The organism is Stenotrophomonas sp. KH_029 (genome assembly GCF_057839765.1).
This window is the reverse complement of sequence record NZ_CM174498.1, coordinates 77,497-90,071: the sequence shown is the minus strand read 5'-3', so window position 1 is coordinate 90,071 and position 12,575 is coordinate 77,497. Positions and strand designations below refer to the sequence as shown.

Annotated in this window: 11 protein-coding genes; 3 read left to right on the top strand and 8 right to left on the bottom strand. The window is 69.7% G+C overall.

Annotated elements, in window-relative coordinates; translation table 11 throughout:
* The first annotated feature begins 19 nt into the window (after window positions 1-19).
* Complete coding sequence (locus AC3ITM_RS00405) at window positions 20-631, top strand: thymidine kinase (RefSeq protein ID WP_489267518.1); 612 nt, start codon at window positions 20-22, stop codon at window positions 629-631.
* 167 nt (window positions 632-798) lie between these two features.
* Here AC3ITM_RS00405 and AC3ITM_RS00400 read toward each other — a convergent pair whose 3' ends face one another.
* The 6 genes from AC3ITM_RS00400 to AC3ITM_RS00375 form a co-directional block, all read right to left on the bottom strand.
* The gene (locus tag AC3ITM_RS00400) at window positions 799-2,400 is read right to left on the bottom strand and encodes an OpgD/OpgG family glucan biosynthesis protein (RefSeq protein ID WP_489267516.1); all 1,602 of its coding nucleotides are present in this window, start codon (window positions 2,398-2,400) and stop codon (window positions 799-801) included.
* Window positions 2,401-2,479: 79 nt separating this feature from the next.
* On the bottom strand, window positions 2,480-4,951 hold the full coding sequence (locus AC3ITM_RS00395) for a protein kinase domain-containing protein (protein ID WP_489267514.1): 2,472 nt from the start codon (window positions 4,949-4,951) through the stop codon (window positions 2,480-2,482).
* Window positions 4,952-5,018: 67 nt separating this feature from the next.
* Window positions 5,019-5,585 (bottom strand): ECF-type sigma factor, encoded by a 567-nt coding sequence (locus tag AC3ITM_RS00390; RefSeq protein ID WP_489267512.1) that lies wholly within the window; start codon window positions 5,583-5,585, stop codon window positions 5,019-5,021.
* A gap of 65 nt (window positions 5,586-5,650) precedes the next feature.
* Complete coding sequence (gene mutM, locus AC3ITM_RS00385; RefSeq protein WP_489267510.1) at window positions 5,651-6,463, bottom strand: bifunctional DNA-formamidopyrimidine glycosylase/DNA-(apurinic or apyrimidinic site) lyase; 813 nt, start codon at window positions 6,461-6,463, stop codon at window positions 5,651-5,653.
* A 76-nt stretch (window positions 6,464-6,539) separates the two neighbouring features.
* Entirely contained in the window at window positions 6,540-6,851 is a 312-nt protein-coding gene (locus AC3ITM_RS00380) for an EF-hand domain-containing protein (RefSeq protein ID WP_228884898.1), read from the bottom strand.
* A 63-nt stretch (window positions 6,852-6,914) separates the two neighbouring features.
* Window positions 6,915-8,117: a DesA family fatty acid desaturase gene (locus tag AC3ITM_RS00375; protein WP_228884773.1), complete on the bottom strand. Its 1,203-nt coding sequence runs from the start codon at window positions 8,115-8,117 to the stop codon at window positions 6,915-6,917.
* A 149-nt stretch (window positions 8,118-8,266) separates the two neighbouring features.
* Here AC3ITM_RS00375 and AC3ITM_RS00370 point away from each other — a divergent pair, with 149 nt between their 5' ends.
* The gene (locus tag AC3ITM_RS00370; RefSeq protein ID WP_489267508.1) at window positions 8,267-9,097 is read left to right on the top strand and encodes an ABC transporter ATP-binding protein; all 831 of its coding nucleotides are present in this window, start codon (window positions 8,267-8,269) and stop codon (window positions 9,095-9,097) included.
* 44 nt (window positions 9,098-9,141) lie between these two features.
* On the opposite strand, the gene AC3ITM_RS00365 is transcribed toward AC3ITM_RS00370, so the two are convergent.
* A complete protein-coding gene (locus AC3ITM_RS00365; protein ID WP_489267506.1) occupies window positions 9,142-10,350 on the bottom strand; it encodes a DUF4785 domain-containing protein in 1,209 nt (402 codons plus the stop codon).
* A 10-nt stretch (window positions 10,351-10,360) separates the two neighbouring features.
* Window positions 10,361-11,245, bottom strand: a complete 885-nt coding sequence (locus tag AC3ITM_RS00360; RefSeq protein ID WP_489267504.1) for a hypothetical protein — start codon at window positions 11,243-11,245, stop codon at window positions 10,361-10,363.
* 266 nt (window positions 11,246-11,511) lie between these two features.
* Between AC3ITM_RS00360 and AC3ITM_RS00355 the strand changes: the two genes are divergently transcribed.
* The gene (locus AC3ITM_RS00355; protein ID WP_489267502.1) at window positions 11,512-12,360 is read left to right on the top strand and encodes an acid phosphatase; all 849 of its coding nucleotides are present in this window, start codon (window positions 11,512-11,514) and stop codon (window positions 12,358-12,360) included.
* The last annotated feature ends 215 nt before the right edge of the window (window positions 12,361-12,575 follow it).

Sequence of the window (12,575 nt, the reverse complement as noted above, 5' to 3'; positions counted from 1 at the left end):
GGGCGTCTAGAATTGGCCGATGGCCAAGCTCTATTTCTATTATTCGGCGATGAACGCCGGCAAGACCACCACCCTGCTGCAGTCGGCGCACAACTACCGCGAGCGCGGCATGCGCGTGGCCATCCTGACCCCGCGCCTGGACGACCGCGCCGGGCGCGGCGTGGTTGCCTCGCGGATCGGGCTGAAGGCCGACGGGGTGGCCTTCGACCGCGATACCGACCTGCAGCGGCTGATCGCCGGGGACCTCGATGCCCACGGCAAGCTCGGCTGCGTGCTGGTCGACGAGGCGCAGTTCCTGAGCCGCAGCCAGGTCTGGCAGCTCAGCGAGGTGGTCGACCAGCTGCGCATCCCGGTGCTGTGCTACGGCCTGCGCACCGACTTCCGCGGCGAACTGTTCGAAGGCAGCCAGTACCTGCTGGCCTGGGCCGACGAGATGCAGGAGATCAAGACCATCTGCCACAGCGGCAAGAAGGCCACCATGACCGTGCGCGTGGACGAACACGGCCACGCGGTACAGGACGGCCCGCAGGTGGAGATCGGCGGCAACGAGCGCTATGTGTCGGTCAGCCGCGCCGAGTTCAAGAAGATTACCCGCGGGGAAGGCAAGATCGAGCCGGCACAAGCGGTTTGAACCCGCATTCGCGTGTTCACCCCACGATTTGCGTTGCAAATCGTGGGCCCCGCCTCACCATCATCCTTATCCCCGCGCCTGTCGGCGCGCCCCCTTGAACAACAAGGGGGCTTGTTCCATCCGGAGGATGTCAGCCCGGATAATATGAGTCGGCGGTTGCCAGCGCCTTAATACAACGTGCGTTCCGGCGCGCCCTTCGGCGGCGGGCTGTACTGGTACAGCCAGGTTTCGGTAAGGGTCTTGCCGCCACTGCGCAGGTACAGGCGGATGTCGATCTGCTCGGTGGAATCGTCCGGCGGCACCAGGTCGAACATGGCGCGGTAGCCCTTGATCTCGCGCAGCGGGCGCGCCGAGACGATCTCGACCCGGCCGCGGCTGGCCTGCACCACCGCTTCCACCTCGCCCTTGTCGATCAGCGCGGCCAGTTCGCCGCCTTCGAAGTCGACCGCAAAGCGCCAGGAGAAATACCCGCGCTTCTTGCCGATCACCCCGCCCAGGCCGGTGCGGCTGGCCACGCAGTGCGCCAGCGGCGGGCGCGCCGGGGGCTGCGCGCCCCAGTACAGGCGATAGCCGAGCAGCACTTCCTGGCCCGGTTGCGGCTTGGCCTCGGGGTTCCAGAACGCCACGATGTTGTCGAAGGTCTCATCCACAGTGGGAATCTCGACCAGCTGCACCGAGCCCTTGCCCCACTGCCCCTTCGGTTCCACCCACAGGCACGGGCGCTTCTCGTAGAACACGCCATCGTCCTGGTAGTGGTCGAAGTTGCGGTCACGCTGCAGCAGGCCGAAGCCGCGCGGGTTGTTGTCCACGAACATGTTGAAGCGCAGGTTGTGCGGGTTGCACAACGGGCGCCAGATCCATTCGCCGCTGCCGGTCCACATCGACAGGCCGTCGGTGTCGTGGATTTCCGGGCGCCAGTCCCAGGCCATGCGGCGGTCGTTCTCGCCGACCTGGTACATGCTGGTGCACGGGGCGATGCCCAGCCGTTCGATCGCCTTGCGCGGGTAAAGCGCGCAGTCGATGTCCATCAGCAGCACATCGCCGTTGGTGATGGCGAACCGGTAGGCGCCGGCCACGCTGGGCGAGTCGAGCAGCGCATACACCACCAGGGTGTTGGAATCGGCCGCCGGCTGTTCCAGGTAATAGGCGATGAAGTCCGGGAATTCCTCCGGGCGGCCCATCCCGGTGTCGATCGCCAGGCCGCGCGCGGACTGGCCGTACTGGCCCTCCTTGCCGACCGCGCGGAAATAGCTGGCGCCCAGGAACGCGGCGAAATCGCGGTTGGTGTCCTGGCGGGTGTTGAGGCGGAACCCGGCAAAGCCCAGGTCGGCCGGCAGGTGGCTGCCCTTCAGGCCGCTCTTGCCGTAGTCGAAGGCGGCCGGGTCGTAGGCCAGTTCCTGCGCGGTGCCGTCGACCACGTCGTACATGCGCACCGGGGAATGGAAGTACAGCCCCAGGTGGAAGAACTTGGCCTGGTACTTGCCGGGCTTGTCGGCCCACAGCGCGTGGTCCTGGCGGTACCCGATGGATTGGTACTGGTCCCAGTCCAATGCCTCCAGCGGACCGGGCAGGGTGCGCTTGTGGCTCTGGTAGGCAGCCTGCGACAGCGCGCGCGCCTGGCCCTTGAGGGTGGCGAAATCGAACGGCTGCGGTTGGCCGAGCCGGCGCAGGCCGACCTGGGTGCCCTGTGCGGCACAGGCCGGCAAGGCCGGCAGGCCGATCGCGGCCAGGGCCAGGGAAGCAGTGCGGATGAAGTCGCGTCGTTGCATGCAGGCGGCGGTGGCAGGAAAGGGCCGGCCATCATAGGCAGGTCAACGTTAAATCGCCGAGGTGACGGCGGCGCGTCGTTCAGAAAGGCGCCGGCTGCGCCTCGCGGTAGGCCCTGTCGACCTCGGCGATCCGGCGGTCGGCCTGCTGCACCGCCGGATCCTGGTCGCCGCGCTGCGCGGCCTGCCACTGGCGCCCTTCGTGCAAGGCCGCCAGCGCCTCCTGCCAGCGCCCTTGCTGTGCCAGCGCGTTGCCGTAGTCGTACAGGCCCTGCGGCAGCAGGCCGATGCAGTCCGGCTGCCGCCAGATCGCCACGGCGCGCTGGAAGTCGGCCACGGCCTGGTGGCTGTCGCCACGCTGCAGCGCCAGCCGGCCCAGCGCATGCCAGCTGGAACCGGTGTCGCGGTGCTGCTCGCCCAGGGCTTGGCGGGTGCGCTGGTGGACCTGGTGCAGCATCGTCCCGGCCTGGGCCAGTTCGCCGCGCTGCAGGGCCAGTACGCCGCGCAGGCGCTGGATCGTTACGGTCTCCGGATGGTCCGGGCCATACAGGCGCTCGGCATCGGCCCAGGCGCTGTGCAGGGCCTGCCCGGCCCCCACCAGGTCGCCGTGCGCGGCCAGGGCCTGGCCCAGCTGGCGGTGCAGCGCGATGCGCTGCGGGCGGTACTCGGCGGCGCGGCCCTGCAGCAGCTGCAGGGCCTGCCGGTAGGCGGCCAGCGCGGCCTGCGGGCGGCCATCGTCGCTGTCCAGCGCGGCCAGATCGGCCAGGCTTTCGGCGGTGCCGGGCAGGTCGTGGATGAGGTCGCGGCGCAGCGCCAGGGCCAGCGCGAACGCCGCGCGCGCGTCACTGCGGTAGCCCAGTGCCTGCTGGCAACGGCCGAGCTGGGCCTGGTATTGGGCCACCAAGCCGGGCAAGGCCCGCTGTTGCCGGCCGGCCAGGGCCTGCATCGGCGCCATGTGGGCCACGCAGTCGCGCGAGCGGCCCAGCATGCGCAGCGCGCGGCCGCGCTGGGCGACCGCCTCCAGCTGCAACGCGGGCGGCACCTGGCCCACCTGTTCGAGCAGCGCACGCTGGTGGTCCAGGGTCTGCAGCGCCAGCTGGTAGTCGCCCATGCCGATCCGCAGCCGCCCGATCACGCCTTCCAGTTCGGCCAGCGCCAGCGGCTGGTCGGCCAGTTCGGCTTCGCCACGCTGCTGACCGGTGGCCAACAGCTGGCGCATGTCGAAGCTGCCATGGCGTACCCCGGCAGCGCGATCGAACAGCCCCACGGTGAAATCCTGCATGGCCTGCGCGCGCGCGACCTCGCGCCGCGCCTGTTGCATCTGCCACAGCGCCACCGCTGCCAGCGCGGCCAGGGCCAGTACCGCCAGTGCGCCCAGCGCCACGCCCCAGCGATGCCGGCCGATGTAGCAGCGCAGGCGGTACAGGCTGTGCTGCGGCCGGGCCTGGATCGGGCGTCCTTCGAGGAAACGCTGCAGGTCCTGGGACAGTGCCTCGACCGAGGCGTAGCGCTGCGCCGGCGGCTTCTCCAGCGCCTTGCGCAGCACGATGTCCAGGTCGCCGCGCAGCCGTCGCGCCAGCCGCCGGGTGGCCGCGTCGGGTGCCGCCGCCGGGCCGTCGGCGCGCAGCACCGCGGCGGACGCGCGCGGCACCTCGGCCTCCTGCACCGCACGTTCCCATTCGGCATCGCTGTCGCGGCGCAGGCGGTACGGCTTGCGGCCGGTCACCACTTCAAACAGCACCACGCCCAGCGAATACACATCGGTCAAGGTGGTGACCGGTTCGCCGCGCACCTGTTCCGGAGCGGCGTAGTGCAGGGTGAAGGCACGCACATCCGCCGGCGGATGCAACGGGCTGCCCTGTGCGGTGTCGTCGTCGAGCAGCTTGGCGATGCCGAAATCCAGCAGCTTCACCTCGCCCTGCGCGGTGACCAGGATGTTGGACGGCTTCAGATCACGGTGCACGACCAGGTTGGCATGGGCGTGGCTGACCACCGCGCATACCTGCCGCATCAACTGCAGGCGCCGCTCCAGCGGCAGTTGCAGGCGTTGGCAGTAGGCGGTGATCGGCTCGCCTTCGACATAGGCCAGGGCCAGGTAGGGCTGGCCCTGCTGGTCCACCCCGGCATCCAGCAGCTGGGCCAGGTGGGGATGCTCCAGCCGCGCCAGGATCTCGCGTTCGCGGCTGAAACGCTGGCGCAGCCCCGGGTCGGCGTAGCCGCTGCGCAGCAGCTTCAGCGCGACCTGGCGCTGGTACAGGCCATCGGCGCGTTCGGCCAGCCAGACCTCGCCCATGCCGCCTTCGCCCAGCGCGCGCAGCAGCCGGTAAGGGCCGACCACGCTGCCGACCCGGCTGTCCTGCGGTGCGGCGGTCCACAGCGGTTGGGCGAGGAACTCCTCGCTGGCGCGCTCCTGCGCGAGCAGCCGCTGCACCTGCCCGGCCAGGTCCGGATCGGCGGCGCGCAGCTGCGCCAACCGCAGCTCGCGCTGCGCTGCCGGCAGTTCCAGCATCTGGTCCAGCAGCCGGGACAACTGCTGCCAGCGCACTGCTTCCATCGACCCGCTCCCCGAACGATGTGCCGCCGCCCACGCCGCCACGCAGGGCCCTTGAACCGCCCCCGGATCAGTCCTCGCGCACCGACGCCAGCAGGAACATGCGTGCCTTCTGCCAGTCGCGGCGGATGCTGCGCTCGGAGCGATGGCACAACTCGGCGATTTCCTGCTCGGACAACCCGGCGAAATAACGCAGTTCGACCACCTTGGCCAGGTGCCCGTCCACGGCCTGCAGCCGCGCCAGCGCGGTATCCAGCGCCAGCAGGTCTTCGTCCAGACGTACCCCGCTGCTGCTGTTCTCCGGAATCTCGGCGACCCGCTTGAGATCACCGCCGCGCTTGCGCGCCAGCCGGTTGCGCGCGTAATCCACCACCACGCTGCGCATCGCCGAGGCGGCGTAGGCGAAGAAGTGGGCGCGGTCTTCGAAGCGGGCGCTACCGCGGGCACCGAGCAGTTTCAGATAGGACTCGTGCACCAGCGAGGTGGCATCCAGGGTGCGGCCCTGCTGCCCGGCCAGCTGACGCCGGGCCATGCTGTGCAGTTCCTGGTAAAGCAGGGTCAGCACCCGGTCCAGCGCGGCGCGGTCGCCCGCACGGGCCGAATCCAGCCATACGGTGATATCCGGGCCATCGTCCATCGCACACCCCTGCCGGTGACGTTGGGCGGACTATACCGCCGGCAGGGCGACGGGCGTGCGACGGTTCAGCGCTGGCAGTGCCCGCACCAGACGCTGGCACGCTGGCCGATGGTGGCGTGCCGCAGTGGCCGGCCGCATTGCCGGCAGGGCTGGTCTTCACGCCCGTAGACCAGCAGTTCCTGCTCGAAGTAGCCCGGCGCCCCGTCGGGACTGATGAAATCGCGCAGGGTGGTGCCGCCGCGGGTGATGGCGTGGCCGAGGATCTGCTTCACCGCCGCGGCCAGCCGCAGGTACCGCCCACGCGAGATCCTGCCGGCCTCGCGCAGCGGGTTGATCCCGGCCATGAACAGGCTTTCGGCCGCATAGATGTTGCCCACCCCGACCACGATGCCCTGGTCCATCAGGAAGGTCTTCACCGAGGCGCTGCGGCCGCGGCTGCGGGCGAACAGGTAGTCGCCGTCGAAATCGTCATCCAGCGGCTCCGGGCCCAGCCCGGCCAGCAGCTCATGGGTTTCCCCGGCCGGCTGCCAGAGCAGGCTGCCGAACCGGCGCGGATCGTTGAAGCGCAGCAGGCGGCCGTTGTCCAGGCTGATGTCGACGTGGTCGTGGGCGCGTACCGGGGTATCGCCAGGCAATACCCGCAGGCTGCCGGACATGCCCAGGTGCAGCAGTGCACTGCCGATGGCGGTATCCAGCAGCAGGTACTTGGCGCGGCGGCGCACGCCCTGAATCGCCTGGCCGGGCAGCAGCGCGCCGATCTCATCGGGAATCGGCCAGCGCAGGTCCGGCCGGCGCAGGATCACGCCATGCACGCGGCGGCCTTCCAGGTGCGGGGCCAGGCCACGGCGGGTGGTTTCTACTTCGGGGAGTTCGGGCATGGGGGGATTCTAAGGCGTCGCCTGATGAACTGCGGTAGAGCGGGGCTCGGCCCCGCTGCACGTCCAGACGAGGAACTCAGCGCGGCGGTGCCGCCAGTTCCTTCGCGCTCAGATACCCATCGCCGTTGGCATCCTGCTTGTGGAACCGCTGGGTCAGGGTCTGCCGCTGCTGTTCGCGGGTGATCGCCGGGCCCTTGCCGCCGGGCAGTTCATCGGCGCTGAGCACGCCATCGCCATTACGGTCCATGCGCTCGAACGCGTACAGCATCCACTGCAGGTATTCCTCCACGCTGACCCGGCCATCGCCGTCGCTGTCCATGCGCTGCAGGTAGCTGCCGGTGTCGGCCACCTGGGCCTGCGCGACAGTGCCGACGAGCAGCAGGACCAGGCAGGAAAAACGCCGCGCAAGGCGGCGTTTTCCGGAGGCGTTGGCCGCTTGCCGGCGCACCGCTCAGTGCGCCGTCAGTGCGTAGCCCTTGAGGCGTGCAGCGTAGGCCTGCAGCGCGGCGATGCCGCTGGCTTCGGCCTCGTGGCACCAGGCCTGGAGCAGCTTCAGGCGTTCGGCGGCATCGTTGCCGCGGGCCTCCAGCAGCGCGGCCAGGCGCGCGCGGTGTTCGACCAGCACGCGGATGCGCGGGCGCTGTTCCACCCAGGTGCTGAGCTGGGCGCGGCAATCGGGCTGGAGCCAGCGGCCGTCGTTGACCAGGCCACGGCGCATCCGCCGCGGCAGCAGCTTGCGCAGCTTGGCGCCGGCCATCGCGGCCTCTTCGCGCAGGGCCGGCACGAACACATTGCGCTGGTAGTCGGTCATCGCCTGGAAGCGGTGCGACAGCAACGCCTTGAGGGTTTCGGCATCGGGCACGGCGATGTTCGGGCGCACGTCCATGCTCGGCGCCACGCGCAGCACCTTGGCCAGGCGCAGCGCCTGCAGGCCGCGGATGGCCGCCCAACCGATGTCGAACTCCCAGCGGCGCATCGAGAACCGCGCCGAACTCGGGAAGGCGTGGTGGTTGTTGTGCAGTTCTTCACCGCCCACCCAGAACGCCCACGGGGTCAGGTTGGTGGAGGTGTCGGCCGACTCGAAGTTGCGGTAGCCCCACCAGTGGCCCAGGCCATTGATGACACCAGCCGCCCAGAACGGGATCCACGCCATCTGGATCGCCCACAGGGCCACGCCGGGCAGGCCGAACAGCACGCTGTTGATGGCCAGCAGCGCGACCGGGCCGAGGTTGGCGTGCGGGGTGTACAGGTGCCGCTCGATCCAGTCGTCCGGGGCGCCGCGGCCGTACTGCTCGATGTCCGCACGCATCGCGCGGGCTTCGCGGTACAGCTCCACGCCGCGCCAGAACACCATGCCGATGCCCTTGGTGACCGGGCTGTGCGGGTCTTCGTCGGTTTCCACCTTGGCGTGGTGCTTGCGATGGATCGCCACCCACTCCTTGGTGATCATCGAGGTGGTCAGCCAGGTCCAGAAGCGGAAGAAGTGCGCGATCACCGGATGGAAATCCACCCCGCGGTGTGCCTGGCTGCGATGCAGGTACAAGGTGACGGCGAAGATGGTGGCCTGGGTGAACACCAGCAGCACCAGCGCCATGCCCCACCAGCCGAGGCCGACAACACCACCGGACAGGAAGTTGAGGAGCGTATCGAACATCGCAGGACTCCGGGCCGTGGTCGGCCAGCAAGGAAACAGGAACACCTGGGGCCATGATGAGGCCTGACGTTGCAAACTTCACCCATCTGGTGCGATTTTTGCCAGGTCGTTCAGTTGATTCCCCCCTTCGTGAGCATGCCACCGCATTCATGACAGTTGCCGCCTCCCTGCCGGCCACGGCCGCCACCGCTCCCCTGATCGAGCTCGACCGCGCCTGCGTCATCCGCGGCCAGGTGCGGGTCCTGCACAACCTCAGCCTGCGCATCGCCCAGGGCCAGCACACCGCGCTGCTGGGGCCCAATGGCTGCGGCAAATCCTCCTTCATCAAGCTGATCACCCGTGAGCTCTATCCGCTGGCGCATGCCGACGGCAGCGTGGCGGTGCGCGTGCTCGGGCAGAACCGCTGGCAGGTGGACCGGCTGCGCGCGCAGCTGGGCATCGTCACCGGCGACCTCAGCAGCAACCTGGCCGACATGCCCGGGCTGACCGTGGAAGAGGCGGTGCTGTCGGGCTTCTTCGCCAGCTTCGTGGTGCCGGCCTTCCGCGAAGTGACCGCGGACATGCGCGCGCGGGTACGTGAAACCCTGGCCATGACCGGCGCCCTGCCGCTGCTGTCGCGTGGCTATGCCGAGCTGTCGGCCGGCGAGACCCGCCGCGTGCTGATCGCCCGCGCCCTGGTCAACCGCCCACAGGCACTGCTGCTGGATGAACCTTCCACCGGGCTGGACCTGGTCGCACGCCAGCACCTGATCGCCACCATGCGTGCGCTGGCCGCCCAGGGCATCACCTTGGTGCTGGTCACCCACCACATCGAGGAGATCATTCCGGAGATCGAGCGGGTGGTGCTGCTGCGCGCCGGAAAGATCGTCGCCGATGGTAGCCGCGCCGAGCTGCTGCGCGATGGGCCGCTGTCGGAGGTGTTCGGCGGGCCGATCCAGGTGCTGGAACAGGACGGGCGCCTGAGCGCCTTCGCCGGCTAGGCAACGCGCAGGGACGGAGGCCATGGCCTCCGCCCCTGCCTGGCTCAGAACGTCAGCGCCAGCGCACGCGATTCGATCGGCGCCATCCGGCTCTGGTCCTGCAGTTGCAGGTCGCGCAGCTCGAACGGTGCGGCATAGCCGCGCGGCAGTGCCACGCCGGCGAACCGCAGCGGCAGTTCACCGGCGCCGGCACGCTCGAACCACGCCGCGCTGTGCGCCTGGGCCACCGGCCGCAGCCGGCCGTCCGGGCCGGTGGCATACAGCGTGCCACGCACTTCATAACGCCCGGCCGCGCCGATCTGCAGCGGCAGGCGGACCGTGCGGCTGGCCGCATCGACCTCGGCCTGGCCAGCCAGGCGGGCGGTCGGCCGGGCCACCGCGAAGGCCACCTTGGCATCGCGCTGCACGCCGTTGGCACTGACGAAGGCCTGCAGTTCCCACAGGCCCTGCACCGTGCCGACATCGGTGGGAATGGCCACCTGCGCGCGCAACCCGTCCTTGCCGGCCACCAGCGGTACCGGCCAGCTGCGGCCGTCCGGGGCCACCAGCAGCGCCTCGCCGCCGGCCGGCAACGCACGCGCCACCGATCGGCCCGCCGCCAGCGCCGCGCGGCCGCCGTCGTCCTGCAGGCGGGCCTGCAGCACCACGCTGCCACCGGCCAGTACCTGCTGGCGGTCGGCCTGCAGGCGCAATGCGATCGAGCTGTTGGGCTCCAGCACCTGCACCACATAACGGCCCTGTGCCTGCGTGCTTTGCAGCCGGTAGGTACCGGCCGTCGCCGCCGCCCCGGTACGCACCATCGCCGTGCCCGGCCCGACCGTCATCCCGGCCGCACGCAGCTGCTGGGCATCCACCACTTTGTCCACCGCCAGCGCGCCGGCCGGGTCGCGCACCTGCCACTGTTGCGGGGACAGCGCCCGGGCGCCCTGCACCGGGCTGACCTGGATCACCGCATCGGGGGCGGTCAGCGGCAGGTCCATGCCGCGCTGCAGGGTGGCCGCGTCCACGGTGTCCCAGTAGCTGCGGCTGATGGCCGCCTGCGGGGCCGGTGCCGCCAGGGCCTGGTCCGGGTCCAGCGCCCAGGCGAAACTCAACGGCGCCCGTTCACCGGGCGTGGCCGGCAGCGGTGCGCGTTCCACCCGCGGCGCCACCTGGTCGGTGGCGCGGGCCGACAGCAACGGCTGCGCAGCCTGCAGCGGAAGCGCCATCACGGCGGTGGCCACGGCCACCGCAATCGTCAGTCTTGAAGTCATGGCGTGTTCCTCACAGGGTCAGGTCGTTGCGCAGGAGCGTGCCCAGGCCGAAGCATTCGCGCCGGCTCTGGTTGTGGCTGAGCGGTTCGGCGCCCTTGGTGCGCGCCTTGTCGGTGAACCACAGGGTGCCGGCCGCCTTCTGGCTGCTGCACTCCAGGAAACCGTCCGAGCAGCTGTCCAACCAGTTCTGGGTGAACTCCAGGCCGACGTTCTGCGCATAGCCGCCGCAGTAGCTGTTGCTGTCCCACACCGCCGATTCCACGTCCGAACCGACCACCACGCGGAACGGCCGCGGCAAAGCCGGGCGCCCCACCGTGCCGTACAGGTTCTGCGCGTTGTAGGTAGCCATGTGCCCCACCTGCTGCTGGCGCACTGCATCGCTCTTGTAGCCCAGCAGCCAGCCCACCGAAGATTCGAAGGCATTGCCGTTGAGCGCCGCATCGGCCAGCGGCGTGCCGGCCGAGGACGGGGCCAGCGCGGTGACCTTGCTGATGGTCTGGATCAACCGCGGATAACGGCTGTCATAGGTGGGATTGGACAGGATCCAGCGCAGCACGTTGCCGCCGTTGGAATGGGTGATCACCACCAGTTTGGTGATGCCACGGCTGTCGATGAAACCGGTCAACTGCCCGGCCAGGCAGCCGGCGGTCTCCGGCTTCCACATGTACTGCTCGAAATCGCAGTTGATGACCGTGTAGTTGCTGCTGTTGGGCAAGCCGGCGCGCACCGTATCGATGATCCCCGGTTGCCAGTAGTCGGTACGTGCATCGGTCTGTTTGCCGGTGCCGTGCACGAACGCCACCCCCACCACGTCGGCGGCGTGCGCGCTTCCACACGCCAGCATCATCACGCCCAGGGCCAGACCCCGGCCCGTCCTTCCCGCATTGCTTCGCATCCGCTGTCTCCATTGCAGGTGATCCCCCTGATGACCGGCGCTGCCGCATAGCCGTGGATGACATCCTTCCCCATCCCCATGACAGGAAGCCGCGCCTGCACAGAAGCTATGTCGGTTGTACATTGCATTCCGTGAACCAGTAGATGGTTTTGGCCACCAAGCGTGCCTTTTGCGTCGCACCATGCCGGATATGGCCACATGACCAACGGCCACCGCCGGTCCCCGGGAAGCTGCGATCATCGGTTTTTCCGTCCAGAGAGCCGCCGATGCCGTCCTTCACCGCCCCTGACGCCCTGCGCCCGTTGTTGAGCGCCGCCCTGCTGGCGGCCCTGGCCGGTTGCTCCACGGCGGCCGCTCCGCCTGCCACGGCGGTGGAAGCTTCGGTCACCGCCAAGGCGGTCGGTTATCTGGCCGCCGACGCCGTGCCGGCCAGCCTGGTCCTGGTACCGGCCCCGCCAGCGGCCGAATCGGCCGGCTTCGCGCTGGACGAGCAGGTCAGCCGTGAAGCCCGCAGCCTGCGCGGCAGCCCGCGTTTCGCCCAGGCGCACCGGGACGCCGAACTGGGCTTCCCGGCCGGCGCCAACCAGTTTTCCTGCGCGATCGACGTGGACGTGGACGCGGTGCAGACGCCGGCGCTGTACCGCCTGCTCGAACGCAGCCGGGCCGATGCCAGCGCGGCCACGCGCACCGCCAAGAAGCACTACCAGCGCGCGCGTCCGTTCATGGTCAACGGCGAACCGACCTGCTCGCCGGAAGACGAGCAGGAGCTGCGCGGCAACGGCTCCTACCCCTCCGGCCACACCTCGATCGGCTGGGCCTGGGCGCTGATCCTGGCCGAAATCGCCCCCGACCGCGCCGACGCGATCCAGGCACGCGGCCGCAACTACGGCGAAAGTCGCCTGGTCTGCAATGTGCACTGGCAGAGCGACATCCTCGAAGGCCGCTTCATGGGCGCGGCCGCCGTGGCGCGGTTGCATGACAATGCCGCCTTCAACAAGGACCTGCTGGCCGCGCGCAGGGAAATCGCCGCGGCACGCAAGGCCGGGCGGCATTCCAGCCGCGACTGCGCGGCCGAAGAAGCGGTATTGAAGGTGCGTCCGGCGAGCGCGCTGTAAGCCGAGCGTGGCGCGGCAGTGCCGGCCGCTGGCCGGCTCTGCATCCTGTTGACCGGTATCGTGAGGAGCATGCCAGCGGCCGGCATTACCGATACAGCGGCGACGGCAGCCGGGCAGAGGCCGGCGCCACGATGGAGGCATATATAGGAACGGCGCGGATTTCTCCGCGCCGTTCCATGTGGGTTCCGTGCACCCACCAACGGTGGGTGCCTACC